This window comes from Chryseobacterium sp. ZHDP1, from assembly GCF_018603435.1.
Taxonomy (GTDB): domain Bacteria; phylum Bacteroidota; class Bacteroidia; order Flavobacteriales; family Weeksellaceae; genus Chryseobacterium; species Chryseobacterium indicum.
The window spans coordinates 3691778-3714107 of record NZ_CP075682.1 but is presented as its reverse complement, the minus strand read 5'-3'; the positions used below and the strand labels follow the sequence as shown (position 1 = coordinate 3714107).

Annotated in this window: 21 protein-coding genes; 8 read left to right on the top strand and 13 right to left on the bottom strand. The window is 36.8% G+C overall.

What is annotated here, in order from left to right; translation table 11 throughout:
* Nucleotides 1-26: 26 nt before the first annotated feature.
* Nucleotides 27-728, bottom strand: a complete 702-nt coding sequence (locus KKI44_RS17045) for an FKBP-type peptidyl-prolyl cis-trans isomerase (protein ID WP_214588437.1) — start codon at nt 726-728, stop codon at nt 27-29.
* Nucleotides 729-923: 195 nt separating this feature from the next.
* Between KKI44_RS17045 and KKI44_RS17040 the strand changes: the two genes are divergently transcribed.
* The 6 genes from KKI44_RS17040 to KKI44_RS17015 all read left to right on the top strand — a co-directional run bounded on the left by KKI44_RS17040 (nt 924) and on the right by KKI44_RS17015 (nt 6212).
* Complete coding sequence (locus KKI44_RS17040; protein WP_214588436.1) at nt 924-1478, top strand: hypothetical protein; 555 nt, start codon at nt 924-926, stop codon at nt 1476-1478.
* Nucleotides 1479-1512: 34 nt separating this feature from the next.
* Nucleotides 1513-2157 carry a hypothetical protein gene (locus tag KKI44_RS17035; protein WP_214588435.1) on the top strand — a complete coding sequence of 215 codons (645 nt, stop codon included), beginning with the start codon at nt 1513-1515 and terminating at the stop codon, nt 2155-2157.
* The gene (locus KKI44_RS17030) at nt 2136-2921 is read left to right on the top strand and encodes a sensor histidine kinase (RefSeq protein ID WP_214588434.1); all 786 of its coding nucleotides are present in this window, start codon (nt 2136-2138) and stop codon (nt 2919-2921) included. The genes KKI44_RS17035 and KKI44_RS17030 overlap by 22 nt, the downstream gene beginning before the upstream one ends.
* Nucleotides 2918-3559: a response regulator transcription factor gene (locus tag KKI44_RS17025; RefSeq protein WP_214588433.1), complete on the top strand. Its 642-nt coding sequence runs from the start codon at nt 2918-2920 to the stop codon at nt 3557-3559. Before KKI44_RS17030 ends, KKI44_RS17025 begins: the two co-directional genes overlap by 4 nt.
* A 257-nt stretch (nt 3560-3816) precedes the next feature.
* On the top strand, nt 3817-4809 hold the full coding sequence (locus tag KKI44_RS17020; RefSeq protein ID WP_214588432.1) for a zinc metalloprotease: 993 nt from the start codon (nt 3817-3819) through the stop codon (nt 4807-4809).
* 416 nt (nt 4810-5225) lie between these two features.
* Nucleotides 5226-6212 carry a zinc metalloprotease gene (locus KKI44_RS17015; protein ID WP_214588431.1) on the top strand — a complete coding sequence of 329 codons (987 nt, stop codon included), beginning with the start codon at nt 5226-5228 and terminating at the stop codon, nt 6210-6212.
* 253 nt (nt 6213-6465) lie between these two features.
* On the opposite strand, the gene KKI44_RS17010 is transcribed toward KKI44_RS17015, so the two are convergent.
* The 11 genes from KKI44_RS17010 to KKI44_RS16960 all read right to left on the bottom strand — a co-directional run bounded on the left by KKI44_RS17010 (nt 6466) and on the right by KKI44_RS16960 (nt 18042).
* Entirely contained in the window at nt 6466-7428 is a 963-nt protein-coding gene (locus KKI44_RS17010; protein ID WP_250902065.1) for a transposase, read from the bottom strand.
* Nucleotides 7429-7543: 115 nt separating this feature from the next.
* Nucleotides 7544-9406, bottom strand: a complete 1863-nt coding sequence (locus tag KKI44_RS17005) for a M1 family metallopeptidase (protein WP_214588430.1) — start codon at nt 9404-9406, stop codon at nt 7544-7546.
* 143 nt (nt 9407-9549) lie between these two features.
* Nucleotides 9550-10377 (bottom strand): endonuclease/exonuclease/phosphatase family protein, encoded by an 828-nt coding sequence (locus KKI44_RS17000; protein WP_214588429.1) that lies wholly within the window; start codon nt 10375-10377, stop codon nt 9550-9552.
* Nucleotides 10378-10798: 421 nt separating this feature from the next.
* A complete protein-coding gene (locus tag KKI44_RS16995; RefSeq protein ID WP_214588428.1) occupies nt 10799-12997 on the bottom strand; it encodes a M1 family metallopeptidase in 2199 nt (732 codons plus the stop codon).
* 79 nt (nt 12998-13076) lie between these two features.
* Entirely contained in the window at nt 13077-13274 is a 198-nt protein-coding gene (locus KKI44_RS16990; protein WP_214588427.1) for a hypothetical protein, read from the bottom strand.
* Nucleotides 13274-14137, bottom strand: coding sequence for a S8 family peptidase (locus tag KKI44_RS16985; protein ID WP_214588426.1), 864 nt, complete (start codon nt 14135-14137; stop codon nt 13274-13276). The genes KKI44_RS16990 and KKI44_RS16985 overlap by 1 nt, the downstream gene beginning before the upstream one ends.
* 89 nt (nt 14138-14226) lie before the next feature.
* Entirely contained in the window at nt 14227-14529 is a 303-nt protein-coding gene (locus tag KKI44_RS16980) for a hypothetical protein (protein WP_214588425.1), read from the bottom strand.
* Between the two features lie 162 nt (nt 14530-14691).
* Nucleotides 14692-15270: a hypothetical protein gene (locus KKI44_RS16975; RefSeq protein ID WP_214588424.1), complete on the bottom strand. Its 579-nt coding sequence runs from the start codon at nt 15268-15270 to the stop codon at nt 14692-14694.
* Nucleotides 15270-15968, bottom strand: a complete 699-nt coding sequence (locus KKI44_RS16970) for a hypothetical protein (protein WP_214588423.1) — start codon at nt 15966-15968, stop codon at nt 15270-15272. Before KKI44_RS16970 ends, KKI44_RS16975 begins: the two co-directional genes overlap by 1 nt.
* 16 nt (nt 15969-15984) lie before the next feature.
* A complete protein-coding gene (locus KKI44_RS16965; protein ID WP_214588422.1) occupies nt 15985-16857 on the bottom strand; it encodes a DUF2589 domain-containing protein in 873 nt (290 codons plus the stop codon).
* A 303-nt stretch (nt 16858-17160) separates the two neighbouring features.
* Nucleotides 17161-18042 (bottom strand): SDR family oxidoreductase, encoded by an 882-nt coding sequence (locus tag KKI44_RS16960; protein ID WP_214588421.1) that lies wholly within the window; start codon nt 18040-18042, stop codon nt 17161-17163.
* Nucleotides 18043-18263: 221 nt separating this feature from the next.
* Between KKI44_RS16960 and KKI44_RS16955 the strand changes: the two genes are divergently transcribed.
* Nucleotides 18264-19898, top strand: coding sequence for a DUF1800 family protein (locus KKI44_RS16955; protein WP_214588420.1), 1635 nt, complete (start codon nt 18264-18266; stop codon nt 19896-19898).
* Between the two features lie 4 nt (nt 19899-19902).
* Entirely contained in the window at nt 19903-21519 is a 1617-nt protein-coding gene (locus KKI44_RS16950; RefSeq protein ID WP_214588419.1) for a DUF1501 domain-containing protein, read from the top strand.
* A 334-nt stretch (nt 21520-21853) separates the two neighbouring features.
* On the opposite strand, the gene KKI44_RS16945 is transcribed toward KKI44_RS16950, so the two are convergent.
* Nucleotides 21854-22264: a DUF1573 domain-containing protein gene (locus tag KKI44_RS16945; protein ID WP_076395107.1), complete on the bottom strand. Its 411-nt coding sequence runs from the start codon at nt 22262-22264 to the stop codon at nt 21854-21856.
* Nucleotides 22265-22330 lie beyond the last annotated feature (66 nt).

Here is a 22330-nt window from a genome sequence, read left to right as displayed (position 1 = left end):
TATGAATTTTATATTCAAAAATATTTCTATTTTATATCCACCAATTCTACATCAAAAATAATAGTCGCTCCCGCAGGAATTGGCCCGGCTCCATTATCTCCGTAAGCCAGCTCTGAAGGAATGTAAAATCTGTATTTCGATCCTTTGCTCATCAACTGAATACCTTCTGTCCATCCTTTGATTACACCGCCCAGATTAATATCCATTGGTGCGCCTCCGTTTTTGTCGGTAGAGTCGAAAACAGTTCCATCCAGAAGCTTTCCTGTGTACTTTACCTGTACAATATCGGACGCTTTTGGTTTTGTTTTACCGTCACCTTCCTGCAGAACTTCATACTGTAAACCGGAAGCCGTGGTCTTCACTTTAGGATTGCTTTTATTTTTAGCAAGAAACTCCAGACCTTTTTTCTTATTTTCATCTGCCTGTACGCCCGCTGCAGCCTGCTTTTTTTCATGCTGTTTCTGCATAAACTCCTGCATAAAAGAATCCATTTCTTCAGCCGGCATCAGCTTTTTTCCTCCATCCATTTCTTCTTTAATAGCCTGAGCCAAAAGATCTGCATCTACTTTGAAGCCTTCCTGTTTCATGTTTTTAGCAATACTCAGACCTATATAGTAGGAAGCTTTTTGATCATCCGTGTATTTGCCATCCGCTGCAGTTTCGTCTTTCTTAGCGCATGAAACACTAAATATTGCTATGCAAAGTAATGCGATAGTCTGTCTTTTCATTTGATAATTTATTGTTTATGATTAATGAATTTAATAATCGCTGCAAATCTATCCAAAATCTTTATAATTTTAATTAAAATTTACAATCCGTAAAAACCCCATAAATAATCAGGAAAAAACCGTGTCGTATTCCCCTGAAATTTTACGAGATTTGCAATAACCAACTAACCTTTCACCTTTTTTAAAACTAGCTTTATGGAAACAAAACCAAATTTAGACAACTTAGAATTTGAATCAGCCGAATCAATTTCTAATCCCAACACGCTTCACTGCGATTTAATCAGAACTCTTGTAGAGAACTACAGAAAAAATCAGTTAGCGTGTGTAAACCAAAATTTAGGATTTGATGATGCCCACTCCATTCATTTTGATCTGGCAACGCTGAAAAAATTTATTTCAGACATTGAAAATGAAGCATTGAAAAACGATTCCCGAGTTACAGATCAGGATTTGGGAATACGATTTTATTATGCGGCTTATCCTAAAGAGCAGGACTGGAATATTATGTCGGGAACTCCGATCGGAACAGAATATGCGCAGAGACATACTTTAGTTTTGGTTCCTACGATGAAACAGGAAGACGAAAACGGAGAAAAACTCTGCTATGATTTCAATCCTTTAAGCACAAGCGGAAGCGGAGAGTTTTTAGCGATGGCTTCAGCAAGAAATTCCAGTTTGCAGGGAGATATTATTTGCCAGAATCATGGTTTGCTGAATCCTCCAAATGCTCTTAAAGTTGAAACATTTTAATAAATAAAAAGTTATTGACAATAATTTAAACACGATGACTGAACTGGAAACAATCTTACAAGATTCAATGATATGGGTAGAAGGTATTGCTGCTTTGATTTCAATATTATATTATTCCCGAATAAAAAACCAATACTGGAAATACTTTTCGTATTATTTAATTTTAATGTTTCTATGTGAAGCCATCGGAAAATGGGGCGAAAATTTCATTGATTACAGCAAACCAAATTTTTATAATTATTTTGTAATCCCTGTAGAATTTATATTTTTTTACTGGATTTATGCAGCAAAATCTTTTGGCAAGCCTAAATTATTTTATGTAATTTCTGCTTTGTATTTAATTTCTCTGATATTTGGAGACATTTTTTCTACCAAGAAAATAATTATGTCATTCAGCTATACATTTGGCTGCCTGATTCTTATGGGCTTAGTAATAATGGAATATTACAAACAGATTAATTCTTCGAATATTCTCAATTTCAGTAGAAATCCAATGTTCTATATTAATCTGGGGGTTACATTATTTTATATTGGAACTTTACCTTTTTGGACGTTTTTTGCTTATATCATAGTTTATAGAGAGATATACCATATTTATTTTTCCTACTTTTTACTTTCAGGAATCGTCATGTATCTTTTATTTTCAATTTCATTCATATGGGGAAAACAGAACTCTTAGTAACGTTAATTCTATTCAATATCTTTTTTGTATTGTTTGTGGCTGCGGTAATGGTTTATATCCGCAAATACAAACAGCGCAAAAAAGAATATCTGAATGAGATTGAAATAAAAAACGAAATTCACCAGAAAGAATTGTTAGCGACACAGCTAGAAATTCAGCAGGCAACGATGCAGCAGATCGGGCGTGAACTTCATGATAATATCGGTCAGAAATTAACATTAGTGAGCCTTTATACGCAACAGCTTTTGTATGAAAATAAAGTTCCGGAAGTAAGCGAAAGAATCGAGCAGGTTTCGCAGATTATTAATCAGTCGCTTCATGATCTCAGGAGCCTTTCAAAAACATTAACTGACGACAATATTAATCAAAAGGAAATCGTAACTTTAATTCAGGAAGAAGTAGACAACACCAATGCGTTTAAAAAATGCCATGTCGATTTTCAGCATAATTTTAATCAGCTGGATCTCAGCTTTGTGCATAAAAATGTATTGCTGAGAATTACTCAGGAATTTATTCAGAACAGCATCAAACATTCGGGCTGTAAAAATATTTTCATTAATCTGAACACTTCTCAGGAGTTACTTTGGGAACTGAATATTAAAGATGACGGCATCGGTTTCGATCAGTCCAGCATCAAATCCAACGGAATCGGGCTTACCAACATGAAAAACAGAGCCGAAATTATCGGGGCAGATTTTTGCCTTGAAAGTCAGAAAAATTTGGGAACTACGCTCAACATTATTTTAAAAAGACAGCCATGAAAAAAACGATAGTGATTGTAGACGATCATGTACTTATCGCAAAAGCTTTAGAAGGAATTATTGATAATTTTCCGGAGTTTGAAGTAATCTACGTTGCCGAAAACGGAAAAGACCTCATCCAGAAATTCGAAAACAACAGCAAAATTCCGGATATCATTCTTCTGGACATTAGTATGCCGATTATGGATGGTTTCGAAACGGTACTCTGGCTCAAGGAACATCATCCGAACATTAAAGTAATGGCTCTAAGCATGCAGGGTGACGATAAAAGTGTCATTAAAATGATCAAAAACGGAGCAAAAGGATATTTATTAAAAAACACACATCCTAAAGATCTTGAAAATGCCTTAACCAAACTCAATAACGACGGTTTTTTTTATCCGGAATGGGCTTCCAAGATCATTTTTTCCAATATGAATAATGAAGATGCTGCCAATAACGTGAAAATTTCCGACCGCGAAAAAGAGTTTTTAAAATACACCGTTACAGAACTCAGCTATAAAGAAATTGCGGATAAAATGTGCTGCAGCCCGAGAACGGTAGAAAGCTACAGAGATCAGCTTTGCGATAAATTAGATCTTAAAACCAGAGTTGGCCTTGCTGTTTTTGCTATTAAAAACGGCTTCGCAGAATCTTAAATTCAGAATAAACATTCACTCATATTTTTTAACTTAAATCTGAATCCTTTCTCCAGTGGAAAGGATTTTTTGTGCTGTAAATAACTTTTTTCACTTGCTAAAAAATCAATAAAAACATCATTTAAATACAAATAATACAGCATATTTTAAAAAATACTATTTATTGAATAATAAAATAACTCAACTAAAGGGTGAAATACTTGCATATATACTTCAAATAATATAATTTCATTGCCGAACAAAATATTATATTTTTTATGAAAAAACTATTATTCGGAGCTCTTATGCTGAGTTTCCTTTCTGCCTGTAACAGCGACAATGTTTCTAACCAAACCGAAGGATCTGAAAACACACCTGCTATTTCCGGAACCGCACTTCAAAGAGGCTGTGCTTCTGAAGAAATCCGACAAGCAGCGTTGAAAAACAGTTCGGAACTGAGACAGAAATATTCTGAAATAGAAGCCAGAACCGAAAGATTTGAAAACGATATGAAACTGGGAAAAGTATTATCCGATGGTACCGTTGAAATTCCGGTAGTGGTAAATGTCTTATACAGAACAACTGCTGAAAATGTTTCTGACGCCCGTATTGCAGAACAAATTGCAGTTCTTAATGCGGATTATGCAGGAACTAACAGTGATGTTTCAAAAATTCCTTCCGAATTTCAGGGGGTAAAAGCGGGTGATGTAAAAGTAAGATTCAGACTGGCGAATGTGGTGAGAAAATCTACTACCAAAACAAGCTGGAGTACCAATGATGCGATGAAGAAAGCATCTACCGGAGGGATTGATGCAACAAGCCCTTCTAATTATTTAAACATCTGGACGGTAGGAAATATGGGACAGATTCTTGGCTATGCAACTTTCCCTGAATCTTCCGGATTATGGAACGACGGAGTGGTAATTGCGTCTCCATATTTTGGTAAGACCGGTGCTTCTTCTCCTTTCAATCTGGGAAGAACAGCTACACACGAAGTAGGACATTATCTGAACCTGAGACACATCTGGGGAGATGCTAACTGTGGAAACGATCTTGTGGCGGATACTCCGACTCAAACTACTTCTAATGCTGGAAAACCAAGCTATCCTCTTTACAATACCTGCAGCGGCGTACAGAGATCTGTAATGTTTATGAATTACATGGATTATGTGGATGATGCAGCCATGTTTATGTTCTCTGCAGGACAGAAAACAAGAATGCAGTCTGTGGTAGCTTCTTCCGGAGCAAGATCAGGATTAAGAATTAACTAAACTTTATTGCTAATTTTAATATCAAAAATTCCGGCTGTTTCTCTGAAACAGCCGGAATTTATTTATCGTATTGTGTGATTACAGCTTTTCAAAATTTTATCACAATCCTTTTAATTTTGCCCCTATTTTTCAATAAGATTTAAATCATAACCTTATAAAAAAATAGAATGTTTCCTCTTTTTTTTAAACGTTCAATTCTATATGATCTATTTTTAAAGCTCCATTATACAGTATAATTGGTAAATTTTCCGAAACTGACAACTGTGACAAATTCGCAACAAATAAACCCAATAAACTAACAAAACAACAATAAAATATTGAAAAAATTAACACATACTCAATGATTTTAAATAAAAAATATTGCACAGGAATTTTAAATATTATAAATTCATCATCTTAAATTAAAAAAATTGATTATGAAAAAATTATTCATTGGTATTCTTGCCTTAGGATTTCTATCATCCTGTAACAGTGACAATGTTTCGAATCAGTCTGAAGAAGAAGCGGCACCTTCAACAGTCTCAAATTTAGTAAAAAGAGGATGTCCTTCAGAAGAAATCCGACAGGCAGCATTAAACAGCAACCCTGAGCTGAGACAGAGATTTGCCAAAATTGAAGCCAATACAGAAAGATTTTCCGAAGATCTTAAACTGGGAAAAGTTCTGGCTGATGGAACAGTGGAAATACCTGTAATTGTAAATGTTTTATACAGAACCGCTGCCGAAAATATTTCAGATGCACAAATCCAGTCTCAAATTAATACTCTAAATGCTGATTACTCTGCAACCAACAGCGACATCAATAATATTCCTGCCGAATTTACTTCTGTAGCAGCAGGCAATACAGGGGTTAAGTTCCGTTTGGTAACCGTTAATAGAAAATCAACTACTGTAAGAAGCTGGAGAACCAATGATGCAATGAAAAAAACATCTTCTAAAGGAATAGACGCCACAAACCCTACAAATTATCTAAACATCTGGGTAGTTGGAGATATGGGAGGCATACTTGGCTACGCAACATTCCCTGAATCTGCAGGACTTTGGAATGACGGTGTGGTAATTGCTGCCAAATATTTTGGAAACACATCCAATGCTCCGTATAATTTAGGAAGAACAGCCACTCATGAAGTGGGACATTATCTTAATTTAAGACACATCTGGGGAGATGCTAACTGCGGAAACGATTTGGTTGCAGATACTCCTACACAAACCGGCGCAAACTACGGAAAACCGACATATCCTTTGTATAATACCTGTACAGGAGTTCAGAGATCTGTAATGTTTATGAATTACATGGATTATGTGGATGATGCAGCTATGTTTATGTTCTCTGCAGGACAAAAAACAAGAATGCAGTCTGTGGTAGCTTCTTCCGGAGCAAGATCAGGATTAAGAGTTTACTAAACTTTCAATATACACAAAAAAAAAAGACTGTCTTTCGGGACAGTCTCTTCTTTATTAGGTAATGTACTGAAAAATAGTTGGTGAAATTCAGGATATATTTTAATAAATTATGGATGTTAATCCGAAGAGGACAAAAGCACTGGTGGAGATCAACTTTTCAGCAATAGGATTAATGTTCAAAACGATAGTTTTAAGGTGAGGTTTCCCTCACCTTTTCGTTTATTATCGGATGAACCTTATGGCTAAAAAAACTCTATTTTTCGTTAGAAAAATAAATATACCATTTGATGAAATTGATTCGGTTTTTCAATGTGAGACCTCTGTGCAGGTCGAGATGATTTTTTAAATGGCTGAAATATCCCTCAATACCATTGGTTGTTTTAGGAATATTGGGATTTTCCAGATAATGAAACATATTGGGCAATGCCCGTTTTATAGTAAAATACGATCGTCTGATAAGCTTGTGGGTATACCAGTATCTTTCGGTTTCAAGATTAATTGTTTTTTCATTAATATAATCCTGATGTCTCAAATACCAGTCGTTGAGTTCATTTTTCCACCAGATTTTATCGTTTTGTGTTTTAATTTTCAGTAATAATAAAACGTGTTTTCGAAGTTCCTGACCGGCAATGTGTTTAGGAAACTTTGTGAGCCAGATCAGGCACATTCTCTGAATATGAACCAGACATCTCTGAGTAATGATGTCTCCATCAGATTTATTTATGGCTTTCAAAACGCTTTTATGTCCATCTGTAGTAATGCTTTCCAGCTTTACGCCCAGCCGTAAAAGATTGTTTAAATCTTCCCTGATTTCTTCATAATGTTCTCCATCGGTAAAACGGATAAGCTGTGTATATCCATCAAAATCATCCTGATAAGCAATTAAACAGAACTGAGCAAAATAAGTTGCATCCATTCTTAAATTCACCTTTTCCCGTTTGATGATCTTTAAGGTAGGAGACTGCTCTAAAATGGTATAAAATGTTTTCTGCAAAGTATCTTTCGAATAACCGCTGTCTCTGCAAAGCGTTTTGTAGGTCTGCCTTTCCAATACCCATTTTTTGAACCAGATAAAACGATTTTTAATTCTCTGCTCCGTTCTGTTTTGAGTAAATAAAATCCCGCAATTTTTACATTTAAATCTTTGCTTTCCCCCTTGTTTTCCCCAACGAATTACCTCCAGGCTTGAACAAGACCAACAACGTTTTTTTGCCATTTTTCAGACAAAGAAAAAGTTTTATGAAACACGTTTCATAAAACTTCCTCCAAGCAGCCTAACAATGAGGTTTTGATAGGATTCTACCAACTATTTTTCAGTATTATGCCCTTTATTATAAATTTTTCGAATTATCTTTTGGTGTGTAATCCATAAAAATACCTCCGTCAAGATTTACCGATTTTACTTTTTTGGTAATCGGAACTGTAAGCATTGTTTTTTTCTGATCCTTTTCCCAAACCGATGGCGAAAAATGAAGCTTCTCTACACTTCCGTCTTCATATCCGATCTCTGCATCAAAAGGGATGGCAAAACCGCCCACATTATCCACATTTACCGTTAGAAGATCATTCATCTGAGATGCTGAAGACACTTTCAGGTCAATATAATTATTCGTGTAAAACCAGTTATTAAAGAACCAGTTCAGATTTTTTCCCGAACCCGTATTCATAGAATTAAAATAATCCCACGGAATCGGATGCTTTCCGTTCCAGTTGTTCATATAATGATGCAGTGCTTTTTTAAACAGATCATCTCCCAGATAATCTTTTAAAGCCAGATAAGACAAGGATGCTTTTACATAAGAATTGTTTCCGTACCCCGCTCCGCTTACCTGAGTACTCATCGTAATAATCGGCTGATCCTGTTCCGCAGAAGGATCATTGATCCATCTTTTTACCCTGAAATTTTTATAAAATTCTTTGGCTTTTGCTTCACCGTTTTCATCAATTCCGATTAAATATTCCAAAGTTGTTGCCCAGCCTTCATCCATAAAAGCATAACGCGTTTCATTGATGCCCATGTAAAAAGGAAAATAGGTATGTGCAATTTCGTGATCCGCCGTTAATCTCGCATCCTGAAAATCATCCGGAATACTGGTATCGTTAATCATCATCGGATATTCCATGTCTGCAAACCCCTGAATTGCCGTCATAGCATTGTAAGGATATTCCACTCCGGGCCAGTTTTTAGAAAACCAGTCGAGATTATACTGCATCCATTCCACATAATGTTCAAAATCCTTTGCATCTGCTTTGTAACCCGCCTGAACACTTGCTCTTTTCGTTTTAAGCTGTACACTTGCCGCATCCCAAACGTAATGACTGCTTAATGCAAAACAGAAATCGGTGATATGACTGGCTTTAAATTTCCACGTATTCCATTTATTCTGCTTTGTCACTTTTCCGGACTTCATTTCGTGTTCTGTCGCAACGTGAATAACTTTGTCGCTTTTTAACGAAGACTTATATCTTTTCAGATATTCTGGCTGAAGAACGGCATCGGGATTCAGGAAATCTCCGGTTGCCCAGACAACATAATTTTTGGGAGCAGTAATCGCAAAACTGTAATCGTTGAAATCATTATAAAACTCCTGTCTGTCGGAGTGCGGAAGCATATCCCATCCATTATAATCATCGTAAACAGAAACTCTTGGGAAAGAGTAGGCTACATAAAAAGTTTCAGGATCAATCTGCCCTTCTCTTCCGCTTTCTACAGATAAAGGATATTCCCATTCTATTTTAATTTCAGCTTTTGCTTTGGATTTTAAGGCTGAATTCAGCTTTACTTTTTCAACTGTTCCCCAATTTTCGCTGTTCACATTATATTTTTCACCGTTTACGATAAATGATTTAATATGCAGACCGGAAGAAAGAAAATCTTTGGAAACAACACCCGATCGCGGAGCCTGTGGTTTATGAAGATTATTAACAAATCTTATGGCAAGATCATTCAGATCATTTGGGCTGTTGTTGGTATAGACGATGGTTTCCTTTCCCGAAACCACCTTAGAATTGGCATCTACCTTTACCTCAACATTATAAATCCCTTTATTCTGCCAGTAATTTTTACCCGGAGCGCCCGACAGATCACGGGTTCCGTTTTCGTATGCTTTTTTAATATTTCTCGGCATATACAATTCCTGCGCGGAAAATTGCCATGAAACTAAAAACAATACACCCAAAACAAGCTTTTTCATTAAAATCTTTTTATAATAAGTATTTTATTTAACATAAAAGTAACAAAAAACGGCAATATAATTATTACCGTTTGTATTATTTTTTGATCGCTTACAATTAAGCAGAAATCATTTATTATCTTAAATATTTGACTGAAGCCATTTTAAAACATTAAATCTACCAAAACCGGAAAGTGATCCGATGGATACAGCAGATTTTCTCTTCTGTCGTTGATGTGTCTGTGAGATTTGATCTTAAATCCTTTGACGAAAATATAATCAATTCTGTCCTGCGGAATTTCATTTACATTGAAACCGGTAAAAGTTCCTTTCGGGCCGTAATGTTTTGTTTCTGAATGATAAAAACTGTCTTTCATATTCTGCGACATAATTTTTATCGGCTCCGAATCTTCCGTTAAATTAAAATCTCCGCTCACAGTTACCGGCAGATTTTTAGGATTGATTTCTTTGATCTTCTTTAAAATTAATTCTGAAGATTTCACTCTTGCTATATTTCCGATGTGATCGAAATGTAGATTCAGTGCCATGAATTCTTTTTTAGATTTTTTATCTCTGAAAACTGCATACGTACAAATTCTGTTCAACGCTGCGTCCCAACCTTTTGAAGGTTTTTCAGGAGTTTCCGAAAGCCAGAACGTATCCGATTTTAAAACCTGCAATCTGTCTGTATCATAAAAAATAGCCGAAAATTCGCCTTTCTCTTTTCCGTCGTCTCTTCCCACTCCTACATAATCATAGTTTTTCAATCCGTTTTTTATATCTTTCATCTGATCCGGCAATGCTTCCTGAACGCCGAAATAATCCGGATGATAATACGTAAGGAGATCTGCAACATCCTGTTTCCTGTTCGTCCACGAATTTTCTTTATCCGAATCTACATTCAGTCTGATATTAAAACTCATCACCTTAAGATTCTGCGAAAATCCCAATGCAAAAACCATCAGGAATACGATTGAAAATCTGTAATTCATAATCATCTATTTTAAGTAACAAAAGTAAGGCTTATTCCTTAGAACTGCCTCTAGAATTAGGCATTTTAATATTAAATTCAATTTAAAAACAAAAAACTCCGGAGTATTTTCCGAAGTTTTGATTTTTTATTTATTGATTATCCGTTATTAATCAAACTGTTTTTTTTAACGCAAAGACTCGCAAAGATTCTTTATATACTAACTGTTTTTAAGTTCGCAAAGGCGTTTCACTCAGCGAAGAACTCAAAGATTTTCCAATTATGGCAAATTACGGACAATCATATATTATTTAAATTGAACCATTAAGATGGATTTAAGGAGTTAAGAATATCTAAGTTTCTAATTTTTAAGATTTAAAAAATAATTTTTCTTGATAAAGCTTATTCTCTCAATTTAAACTTAATGGCTCAAAAGATTAAAATTATTCTTTATTAAATTTAAATTCTTTTCCGCCCCGCTTCAAGGTAAATGATTTTTTATCCTGACTGAAGGTTAAAGAAATCTGTACCATTTCCAGACTGAACGTATTGTTTCCGGTATATTCCAGAGGAAATTCCGGCTGTCCTGTTGCCTGAGCAAAAAGCTGATTGTTTTTCTCCGTAAATACAATTTTCATCGGAAGATCCTTGCTTCCGAAAGTTCCTGTAAATTCTTTAAGATTTACTTTTTCCATCGGTTTTGCATCAGCAGAACTCCATGTATTATTTTTAGAATCTACATCCGGAATCTCCGAATTCGGATCCAGTTTCACCTGATCGATTTCTTTTGTGGAATTAATTCTGAATGTCCATTCCGTATTTCTTTTCCAGACCTCGATTGGCAGTTTTACCATCTGCTGTGTTCCGTCTTTAAATTTAACCTGAACGTTGGTCGGCATTGGTAACTGTCCGATATTTTCAACCGTGATCTGGGCTCCGTTTTTAAAGTCTCCGTTAACGTATTTTACATTTTTAATGCCCTGATCGATCTTCCATTTGTTGATGAACCAGCCTCTCCAGAACCAGTTCAGCTCTTCACCCGAAACATTTTCCATCGTGTGGAAAAAATCCCAAGGGGTAGGATGTTTGAAAGCCCATCTTTCCACATAGGTTCTGAATGCTTTATCGAATTTTTCAGGTCCTAAAATAGATTCTCGTAAGATTTGAAGTCCCATTCCCGGTTTGAAATAAGCCAAAGCTCCAATGCTGTTTTCTTTCATATTATCCGGACCTACCATGATGGGTTCAAAACCGTCGCTCATAATATATCCGCTCATCTGCGCAATATTTTTCTTCTGGAAATACTCTCCTTTGTTGAAAGCTTCCGTAGAAAGTTCGTTGATGAATGTATTGAATCCTTCATCCATCCATGCAAACAATCTTTCGTTGGAACCCACAATCATCGGGAACCAGTTGTGCCCGAATTCATGATCTGTAACGCCCCAAAGATCGCCGCCTTTGGAATCCATGTGACAGAAAACAATTCCCGGATATTCCATTCCGCCTTCGTTTCCTGCTACGTTCGTTGCAGCCGGATACGTATATTCGTACCATTTTGCAGAGTAATGCTCAATCGCTGCTTTTGTATATTCTGTAGATCTGCTCCACGCATCCTTCCCTACACTTTCCACAGGATAAGCAGAAATTGCCAAAGATTTTTTTCCGCTCGGAAGGTTGATTTTTGCGGCATCCAGAATAAATGCCGGAGACGAAGCCCATGCAAAATCTCTTGCCTGATTGATTTTAAATTTCCATGTTTTTGTTCCTGAGGAATTGTTTTTTCCTAATTCAGATTCAGGACGGATCATCACTGTTTTATCACCATTTTTTGCCTGATCCCATCGGCTGATTTCTTCTTTGGAATATACTTCTTTTGAATTCAGCAATTCTCCTGAAGCCACCACATAATGATTGGCAGGAACGGTAATGTTTGCCGTAATATCTCCATATTCCAGATAAAATTCCGAAGCACCGAGATAAGGCAGCGTATTCCATCCCATGACATCATCATACACACACATTCTTGGATACCATTGTGCTATCGTAAAGATCTTTCCGTTTTTCGTATCCTGAATTCCCATTCTGTCGGAACCGTATTTTGGAGAAAGGAAAGAATATTCAATCTTAATTTTTGCGACTCCTCCCATCGCTTTCAGTTCTGCTGGAAGATCGATCTGCATTCTGGTATCAGTAATGGTATATTTCACATCCTTTCCGTCCAGTTTTACTGATTTTATTTTGTAACCGCCGTCAAATTCCTCACCGTGCGCTCCGTTTCGGCTTCCCGAAGTCGGTACGACTGCATTTCCTCTTGAATCTTTTGCAAATAAATTCTGGTCGAGCTGCAGCCATAAAAACCCTAATTTATCAGGACTGTTGTTTGTATAAGTGATTTCCGCAGTTCCTGTAAGCTCGTTTTTGGCTTCGTTTAGGCTTACATCCAGATTGTAACTTGCCGAATTCTGCCAGTAGGCGTGTCCCGGCTGTCCGCTTGCGGATCTTGTAGGCGTACCTGTCTGTGTATAGAAAAATGGTTTGAAAGCTTCTACGTAGCTGTATTTCGGGGCTTCCTGAGCCAATGCAGACTGTGAAAAGAACATCACGGCAAGCGCAGAAACAAGGGTTGGAATTTTGAAGTTCATATTACTATTTTTAATTTAACAAAGTAAACAAAAATAAGACTTCTCCGGACAGAAAAGTCTGATGTCTCCATTTATCTTGTTAAATTTCTTTGTCTTCTTCTACAGAAAGGAAATACTGCTCAAAATCTTTAACGGAAACCGGCTTTTCACTTTCGAGTTTTACGCCTCCGATGGTTTTATAGTGGGCAGACAATCTTACATTGTTTTTTTTCAGTTCTTTTTCAAGCTGTCTGATATCTGTATTTTTTTTGAGAACTGCTAAGTATGTTTTCATCATTATATCTGTATAAGTCCGTTTCCGATGTCTCTGTATTTCAAACCTTCGATGGGTTTTGCCTTCGTTTCAACAAGTTCCCAGATTTCTTTTGCCGATTTTTCGGGAAACTGTTCCATGTACAAAGCAATAAGCCCTGAAACATGCGGTGTTGCCATGCTTGTTCCGCTCATTGCATAATAATTGCTGTTTTTATTCTTAGAATTTTTGGGATAAGAACTGATGATATCAACTCCGGGAGCGCAGATATTGACGTTTCCTCCTGTTGAAGGATTTAAGCCCGCGTTGGAAAATTTAGCTACTTTCATCTGTCCATCAATCGCTCCGACTGCCATTACCGACATGGAGTTTGCAGGCATGGAAACAGGTTTGGGAACAGCGGGTCTGTTGCTGCCGTTTCCTGCGGCTGCAATAATGATGCAGTTGTTTTCCAAAGCTCTTGCTCCTATGGTTTCAAAAAGCGGAGAAGGTGCTTCATTCAGCAGAACCGGAGAAGCGAGTGAAAGAGACAGAATTCTGAATTTCTTTGTAATTGCCCAGTCTATCGCATCAATAACGCTGCTTGTGGTTCCTTTTCCTGCATCGGAAAGCACTTTTGCAATTTTTAAATTAGCGTCTTTTGCGATTCCGTACCGTTTTCCGTTGTCCAGTCGAATGTTTCCTGTTGCAACTCCTGCACAGTGGGTTCCGTGACCGTTCGGATCGCGGTTCCAGTCTTCTCCGGCAATGAAGGATTTCCCTTCAATATTTCTTCCGAAAAAATCGGGATGAGAAAGTTCGAGACCTGTATCCAGAATACAGATATCAACACCTTTCCCTGTGTACAATGAATTTCCCAACCCCAAAGCTTTGAGCCCCCACTCCATTTCCACTAAAGATTTCTGCGGTAACGGTTTGTTTATAATGTATTTTTCCAGCTCGGTAATTTTGTCGACAATCTCTGCGGACTGTTTTTTCAGTTCACTGATGATGGACAGTTCATCCGTCGAAAAAAAATCTCTTTCTTTTTCAAAATAAACGATCGGTTAGAATCGTTTTTTACAGCATTTTTTAACTGTGCTTCATCCTTATTTTCAACCACAAGAACGCCCAGATTTTTGTAAAAAACTCCGTTATCATCATCAATAACATCGTAGGAACGGTTTTCTGCGGAAAGAAATTCTGATGAGGTAATGTTTACATCCAGTTCGTTTTCCACTTTTTTGAGGGAATTTTTATGCTGATCTTCGAGAACAACAATGTATCTTTCTTTTTCCATGGGTTTTGTTTTAAATCTTTTATTCACCTTTTAACTTTAACACAAATGGCACTAAGTTTTTTTTACAATTAATTGTTTTTAAGGCTCACAAAGATGTTTGACTACGTCGAATCTTCGATTTCACTTAAATTAAGAAACACAGAGATTTTAAATTATTACAGATTAGTTTAATCTTAAAAGAATTTTTTCAAGAAGCATATAGATATCTTCCGAAATCATCTGTAATCTAAGTTTTTTATTAATTCCTGAAATCTGGGTGTTTTGTTTGATTAAAGAATTCCAGAAGTCTTCAATTTTAGGAACATTGGCGAGACTTTTCACGATTTCGTCGTTCAATATCCCGTTTTGATAGAGAGAAACAATTAATCCTGATAAAATTTCTTCTGCTTCATCCAGTTTTTTCTGCTCTTTGGTATACATTTCCATTAAAAACTTCTGTACACTTTCCATTGCACTGAATGAAAATCCCCAAGTCAGCTCACGTTTTCCCGAAGCTATTTTTTCCATCTGAACAGGATTAAATCCTCTTTTTACGGTGGAAATCATGTTCATGACTTTTAAGATTTCAGATTCGTACGTAGTATTTCCTTTGGTTTTCAGGTAATCTAAAAATTCATAGAGAAATTCCTCAAACTGCGTATCAAAATCGAAAGACTTCGACAGATATAGCTCCTGAACTTTATTAAAATGTTCCAGCAGTTCCTGAATTTTCTGTATCGTATGATGAACAAGTTCCTGCATTACTCAAAAATTATCTGTTCGACTTCTTTGCCGTCCTTGTCTTTAAAAGAGACGATTCTGATTCCTTCGTCTTCCATTTCTACGTGAAGATTAACGAAAAGCTTGTCTTTGTCTTCCGCAGAGTTGGTATTGGGATCAATGTAAATATTGTTGATTTTAGAGTTCACGAGGCTGAATCTGTTCAGCAAAGCAATGGTGAAAATTTCTTTCATTTCGTTCACTTCCGCTTCGCCGTTTCCTTCCTGTACGCGGAAAATTCCTGAATTTAAACTTTTCACATTCTGTCTGAGATCAACTTTAAGTAATTCGGCAGAAGGTTTTTTCCCAAATTTCTGGTCTCCGGCTTCAAGCGCTTTAAAAAGACGGGTAAATTCTTTGGTCTGAAGCTGTTTTTTGCTGATCTCCGTAATATTGAGGTTTTTCTCTTTATTGGCAAGACGGATTTTTTGGTTAACATCTTCCACAAGCTGATCTTCGCTGTACTTGAAATTGTACTTCGAATCTGCATCAATATCCGTGATCTTGATGGGAATATCCATTTTCACACTCGGAAGCGAATATCTCGGGACTTTAAAAAACTTTAAATACTCGTGTTTAGCATATTCTTTTGCGATCATTACCGCATTTTCGTCTGCTTTTTTACGAGCCTGAATTATCTCGTTGTTGAGATAATCCAGGTAATCTGATAATTTAATCATTTCTCGTAAAGGGTTTTTATTGTGCGAGTAATCCTAAAACTTTTTCCAATCCTGCAGGCATTTCGTCGTTGGTTGCTCTTACTTTTACGCCCAGAGAATATTCTTTTTCCACTTTAATTCCTGTGGCAGAAGTTCTTTTGTAAGAAACATCCACCTTGAATTTCACCGGTCCGAAACCTCCTGAAGCGCCCGCACTGATCCCGAATTCATCGCTTACATCTTTGGTATAAGTAGAATTTAATTTTACATTGAAATCCACTTCGCAGGTTTCAATTCTGAAGCTCGGAACATTTAATAATGCAATGAAAGGAACAGAGATTTCAACATCGTTCATTGTTTCTTTCGGGTTGGTGGAACTTTCAGGTTCTGCCGGATCAAAATCTGGGTTTGGTCCCATTTTTTTGTATTTGAATTCCGCCATACGAAGCTTGCTGTCGCTTCCATCCTGTTCGAATCCTACTTCTTTGATGAAATTTACGGTGCTGATGGATGCGTTCGACTGTGCTTTTACACACGCATCAAGCGGACCTCCAATGATGGTTGCAAAATCGATGCTTCCCAATTCTGCTGCAAAATCTGCACTTTCAGCTCCTGAAGTTTTGAAAACCTGATCGTCTGCCGCCATTCTTCCTGCCATCATTTTCATCACTTCCGAAGAAACTGCTGCGAAAGATTTTTCCCATTTCTCATCGTAATTTTTCTTGAAGTCTTCAATAATGCTTACCAATTCTTTGTTAGAAAGAGAAGAAAGTTCTGACGTTTCAATTCCCGAAACTTTTTCGTAAACTGCGGGACTTAAAGATTTTTCCAGTCCTGTTAATAAATCAATTAATTCACTTTTTGTTTTCTTGGTGTGGTTTGCTTCCAACACCGACTTTAATGTTTCCATGTTTTGTTGTTTAGGTTATTAAAAATTGATACTGCAAATTTATAGTCGTGTGTAACGAGATATCTCAGTAATTCACCTAAACTTTAACCGTGAAATCACCCAAATAAAAAAAAGTAGATTCCCCATCGAGAATCTACTTTTTGCTTTGTTTAAAGGATTTTGTAAATTTCAAACTAAATCCATTTTATATTTTTAATCAAATTGTCATTCTGACGAAGGAAGAATCTAAATATTCTTTTTTGGAGATTCTTCACTCCATTTCGTTCCGATCAGAATGACAGTGAAAACATTAAAATCTAAAATTTAATTTGATTTTTTTGCTTTAATCATCGCTTCCAGAGCATCCCACATTTCCTGCGGAATATCTTCCAACATGTTAAATTCACCTGCTCCCTGCAACCATTCTCCGCCATCGATGGTTACCACTTCACCATTCATATAAGCTGAATAATCTGAAACTAAGTAAGCGGCAAGATTTGCCAGTTCCTGATGTTCTCCTACTCTTCTTAAAGGAACTTTCTTTCTCATATCAAATTTTTCCTGCAGATTTCCCGGAAGCAATCTGTCCCATGCTCCTTTTGTAGGAAATGGTCCCGGAGCAATGGCATTGAAACGGATTCCGTATTTTGCCCATTCCACCGCCAAAGATCTCGTCATTGCCAAAACGCCCGCTTTTGCACAAGCCGATGGAACCACATAAGCAGAGCCCGTCCACGCATAAGTTGTAACAATATTTAATACCGTTCCCGAAGTTTTGGAATCGATCCAGTGTTTTCCAACGGAAAGGGTACAGTTTTTTGTTCCTTTTAATACAATATCCAGAATAGAGTCAAAAGCAGAATGGGTGAGTCTTTCTGTAGGAGAAATGAAATTTCCGGCGGCATTATTAAGAAGGATATCAATTTTTCCGAATTCTTTTAACGCAGCTTCTTTCATGGCTTCTACCTCATCCCAGTTTCTTACGTCACATGCAACGCAAAGAACTTTTCCGCCTGTTTCTTCTTCCAGTTCTTTTGCAGTTCCCTGTAGTTTTTCAAGGTTTCTGGACGTGATGACTACTTTTGCGCCTAACTCAAGAAAATATCTGGTCATTGCTTTTCCGAGACCGCTCCCTCCTCCTGTTACAATGGCTACTTTATCTTTTAAAGCTCCTTCACGAAGCATCGGCTGTGTATAAAGACTCATAATTTAGTTATTTAATAGATGAGTAAATTTAATATAAATATTTATTTCCGCAGCGTAAAAAGCTATGCAGGATATAGAATGCAGAAAAAAGCAGATCCAGCCTACCACAAAATCAATAACGAAATATTTTCAATGTTTACTAAATTTAATCTCTATAATTTCATTAAAACATTATATTTAATTCATTAAAATTGTACATTTGTTCAAAATAAAGCATAATTATGCCAAGTCTTACTCCTAAAACTACTGTGCTGGGATTTTCGAATGCTTATCATCTTCTCAGACGCACCACTTACAATATTACGAAAGCAAAGATTCTGGATTTTGCGGCCAAAACTCCACAGCAGGCGCTTGCAGAGTTATTTACGTTCAGCAATCCTGTTCCGCCTTCTCCGCTTAATAACGTGGGTGAAACGATTGTTCCCACTGCTGCAAATCCTACGATTACCGATACACAAAGTACGGCAAACAGCGTGAGGAATGATCTTTACTGGTGGCTTTACAGTGCTCTAAAGGATTCTTCTGCACAACATAAAATTGCTTATTTTCTTCATATCCTTTTTGTAACGGATGATAACGCTTCTTTCTGGACGAATTACGATTATAAGGAACTTCTAAGATTTCACGCCGGTGGAAGTCTTAAAGAACTGGCATTCAGAATAACACAGAATCCGAGAATGCTTATTTTCCTGAACAACAATGTGAATCTGAGCACAAGTCCCAATCAAAATTATGCAAGGGAATTTCTGGAATTGTTTACGATTTTAAAAGGACCGCAGATTGCTACGGGAAACTATACCAATTATACGGAAACAGATGTACAACAGGCAGCAAGAGTTTTAACAGGATTCTCTCTAACTTCATCGGTACATCTGGATAAAACAGCAAGACTTAACTCTCTGGATCCGGTAACGAATATTCCGACTGGTCAGGTAAAAGTTAACACGCACGATACGGGAACCAAAACTTTTTCGTCCGCGTTTGGAAATCAGGCAATTTCGGGAGGAAATACAGACGCAACGATTAAAGCTGAGCTTCAGAATTTCATCAACATGATTTTTAATCAGGATGAAACGGCAAAAGCATACTGCAGAAGAATGTATCGCTATTTTGTGGGAAGATTAATTACTCCTGAAATAGAAAATGGCATCATTGTTCCTTTGGCAGCATCTCTTAAAGCAGACAATTACAACATTATCCCTGCGCTTACCACTCTTCTGAAAAGTAAACATTTTTATGACGAAGAAGACAGCATCACGGGAGATCAGACCCTTGGAAACATGGTAAGAAATCCTGTAGAGCTGTATCTTCATATGTTTTCTCTGCTGAATCTTCAGGTTCCGCTGTATGAAGTAAATCCTTCTGCAATACACAGCCTCATGGGCGTAGTTGGTAATTTTTCTTCCAATATGGGAATGCCAGTCTTCAACCCGCAGTCGGTAAACGGATATGCAGGATATTACAGCAGCCCGAATTATGATAAAAACTGGATTACCACTTCATCCCTGAGAATTCGTTATAACAATACAATAGATTATTTCATCAACGGTCTTACTTACAACGGCTTTACATTTAAACTGAATAATGCATCCTTCGTAAAAGACAGCGGCTATTTTTCAAACCCGGGAAATGCAAATACGCTGATAACAGAATTTCTCCAGATGATGTTTGTGGAAGTTCCGGACGGCACACGCTACGATTATTTTAAAAGTGTTTTCCTGAGCAATCTAAGTCCTATAAACTGGCAGAACGAATGGAATAATTACATTAATACAGGAAATTCCAACAATGTAAAAATCCCGATAGACAGACTGGTAAAAGCCATCATTAAATCTCCTGAATTCCAAACAATTTAAGACCATGAACAGAAAAGATTTTTTAAAATTAATATCTCTTGCAGGTGTGGGAGCACCATTTTATCTCAACGGAATGCCTTCGAGGTTTATGAATCAGTTTTTGGATTTTCAGCTTAACTGTGATACGGTTAATGACCGTTCTCTGGTTATTTTAAGACTTGCAGGAGCGAATGACGGTCTTAATACAGTAATCCCGATCAGCCAGTACAGTACGTATGCCGCTTTGCGTCCCAACATAAAAATTGCCAGTTCAGGAACCGGAAGCTATATTCCGTTAGACAGTACAGTATCTTCCGGCAAACTTGTAGGACTTAATCCTTCCATGACGGGTTTCAAAAGTTTATATGATTCAGGCAAATTGCTTTTAATGAACGGAGTTGGCTATCCGAACCCGAATTATTCGCATTTCCGGTCAGAAAATCTTATGTTTGCGGGAAAAGACGGTACAGCAAGTAATGATCTGCTCGACGGTATTTTCGGAAGATATCTCGGCGCATTGTATCCGGGACTTGCCGGAAATCCTACGACCCTGAATCCTGATCCCCTCGCCATACAAATGGGAAACCTTAACCCATGTCTGTTTTATGAACATACAACGGAAAAGAATATTGAATATAATATGACGGGATTTCAGTCGAGTGTATTCAGTAATCTTAATTTAATAAATTCTGAATATAATGATCTTTTAGATTATATAAAAGGAATTGCTACAAGTATGGACGCTTATTATGACAGAGTGATGCAGGTCTTTAATGCCGGAAATAATTCCACGACCACTTATCCTAATTCATCGCTGGGAAAACAGCTGAAAACGGTGGCAAGAATGATTAAAGGAGGAAGCAAGACAAAAATTTTTCAGGTTAATTTAAGCGGATTCGATACCCACGTAAGCCAGGTACAGACCGGAAGTACACATTTGGGAAATCATGCGAATCTCTTGGCCGACATTTCCAATTCTGTTGCTGCATTTCAGGATGATATTCAGCAACTGGGAATTGCAGATAAAATCATGACGGTTACCTTCAGTGAATTCGGGAGACAGGTTCGCGAAAACGGTAGTATCGGAACAGATCATGGAGATCTTGCTCCGTTTTTCGTCATTGGAAATGCCGCCGCAGCGGGAATTTTGGGAGATCATCCCGTATTTACGAATCAGACAAGTTTTTACTATAACCAGAGTGAAAGAAGATATGATTACCGGCAGATTTTTGCCTCTCTTCTTCAGGACTGGCTTGGAGCAAGTACGAGTCTGATGATTACTTCGGAACTTGATTATTACGTTACGGGAAATCAAAAAGTGGATGTCATTAAAAATTCTCAAAAAGCCAATGCAGTATGTTCAACTTTGGGGACAGCCAATGTGGTTTCAGATAAAGGAATTAAGATTTATCCGGTTCCGGCAAGCCAGTTTGTTTATGTGGAATTTGAAAACAGAACATCGGGAAATATAAGATATCAGTTATTGGATATGAGCGGAAGGGTGATTTTCAGTTCATCAGAAAAACCAATATCCAACCGTATTGAAATTAATGCTTCGGGAATTCCTGAAGGAAATTATATGTTGAAAATTAATACGGATTCTGAAGAAATGAGCAGAAAAATTATTGTTTCGCACCATTAGAAGTTGAGCCTGTTCAAACTTTTTATTTAACCACAAAAGATACAAAAGATGACTAAACTTTTATTTAAAGCTGATCATTATAAATGAAAAAGTTCACAATAGTTTTTAAAAATCTTTGATTTTTATTCTTTTGAGCGCTTTGAATATTATTGAAATTAGCTTTAACGTTTTAACATTGTCTTTTGTGCCTTTTGTGGTTAATTCTGAAATTAGTTTAAAGTTTATTAAAAAAATTCTGAAATAAAAGTTTTAAAATAATTCAATTTAAATCAAAAACAGCCCGACAATTTCTGTCAGGCTGTTTTTATATTGAACAAGATTAAATTTATTCAGATTAAGAAGCAACAACTGTACCTTTAAAAGAAAGAGTCTTTGGAGTTTTGCTGTCGCTTGTGGTAACATTTACCGTTTTCATGAACGGACCCGCTGCTGCAGCGTTGTAGCTTGCTTCTACAAATCCTTTTTTACCAGGAAGAATAGGCGTTTTTGTATAATCTGCTGTTGTACATCCGCAAGAAGGTGCTACATTTTCGATAATAATAGGCTTCTTTGAAGTATTTGTAAATTCGAATCTGATGGTTTTTGGTTTTCCCTGAGGAATATTTCCAACATCAATAGATTCTGATTTCCATGTAACATCTGCAAGAATTCTTACAACCGGATTATTGTCAGTTGGAAGTGTATTTGCAAAAAACGGTGAAAATGCCAAAACAGCTAATAATGCTGAAATTTTTAAATTTTTCATGAGTATAAATTTTAATAATTAAAAAAAACCGATTTATTTTTGTTTTCACAAATGTAAGATGAATAT

Excerpts from the sequence above, each read along its gene's own strand:
- KKI44_RS17045 (WP_214588437.1), bottom strand. The coding sequence starts at position 728 with ATGAAAAGACAGACTATCGCATTACTTTGCATAGCAATATTTAGTGTT.
- KKI44_RS17040 (WP_214588436.1), top strand. The coding sequence starts at position 924 with ATGGAAACAAAACCAAATTTAGACAACTTAGAATTTGAATCAGCCGAA.
- KKI44_RS17035 (WP_214588435.1), top strand. The coding sequence starts at position 1,513 with ATGACTGAACTGGAAACAATCTTACAAGATTCAATGATATGGGTAGAA.
- KKI44_RS17030 (WP_214588434.1), top strand. The coding sequence starts at position 2,136 with ATGGGGAAAACAGAACTCTTAGTAACGTTAATTCTATTCAATATCTTT.
- KKI44_RS17025 (WP_214588433.1), top strand. The coding sequence starts at position 2,918 with ATGAAAAAAACGATAGTGATTGTAGACGATCATGTACTTATCGCAAAA.
- KKI44_RS17020 (WP_214588432.1), top strand. The coding sequence starts at position 3,817 with ATGAAAAAACTATTATTCGGAGCTCTTATGCTGAGTTTCCTTTCTGCC.
- KKI44_RS17015 (WP_214588431.1), top strand. The coding sequence starts at position 5,226 with ATGAAAAAATTATTCATTGGTATTCTTGCCTTAGGATTTCTATCATCC.
- KKI44_RS17010 (WP_250902065.1), bottom strand. The coding sequence starts at position 7,428 with ATGGCAAAAAAACGTTGTTGGTCTTGTTCAAGCCTGGAGGTAATTCGT.
- KKI44_RS17005 (WP_214588430.1), bottom strand. The coding sequence starts at position 9,406 with ATGAAAAAGCTTGTTTTGGGTGTATTGTTTTTAGTTTCATGGCAATTT.
- KKI44_RS17000 (WP_214588429.1), bottom strand. The coding sequence starts at position 10,377 with ATGAATTACAGATTTTCAATCGTATTCCTGATGGTTTTTGCATTGGGA.
- KKI44_RS16995 (WP_214588428.1), bottom strand. The coding sequence starts at position 12,997 with ATGAACTTCAAAATTCCAACCCTTGTTTCTGCGCTTGCCGTGATGTTC.
- KKI44_RS16990 (WP_214588427.1), bottom strand. The coding sequence starts at position 13,274 with ATGATGAAAACATACTTAGCAGTTCTCAAAAAAAATACAGATATCAGA.
- KKI44_RS16985 (WP_214588426.1), bottom strand. The coding sequence starts at position 14,137 with ATGGAGTGGGGGCTCAAAGCTTTGGGGTTGGGAAATTCATTGTACACA.
- KKI44_RS16980 (WP_214588425.1), bottom strand. The coding sequence starts at position 14,529 with ATGGAAAAAGAAAGATACATTGTTGTTCTCGAAGATCAGCATAAAAAT.
- KKI44_RS16975 (WP_214588424.1), bottom strand. The coding sequence starts at position 15,270 with ATGCAGGAACTTGTTCATCATACGATACAGAAAATTCAGGAACTGCTG.
- KKI44_RS16970 (WP_214588423.1), bottom strand. The coding sequence starts at position 15,968 with ATGATTAAATTATCAGATTACCTGGATTATCTCAACAACGAGATAATT.
- KKI44_RS16965 (WP_214588422.1), bottom strand. The coding sequence starts at position 16,857 with ATGGAAACATTAAAGTCGGTGTTGGAAGCAAACCACACCAAGAAAACA.
- KKI44_RS16960 (WP_214588421.1), bottom strand. The coding sequence starts at position 18,042 with ATGAGTCTTTATACACAGCCGATGCTTCGTGAAGGAGCTTTAAAAGAT.
- KKI44_RS16955 (WP_214588420.1), top strand. The coding sequence starts at position 18,264 with ATGCCAAGTCTTACTCCTAAAACTACTGTGCTGGGATTTTCGAATGCT.
- KKI44_RS16950 (WP_214588419.1), top strand. The coding sequence starts at position 19,903 with ATGAACAGAAAAGATTTTTTAAAATTAATATCTCTTGCAGGTGTGGGA.
- KKI44_RS16945 (WP_076395107.1), bottom strand. The coding sequence starts at position 22,264 with ATGAAAAATTTAAAAATTTCAGCATTATTAGCTGTTTTGGCATTTTCA.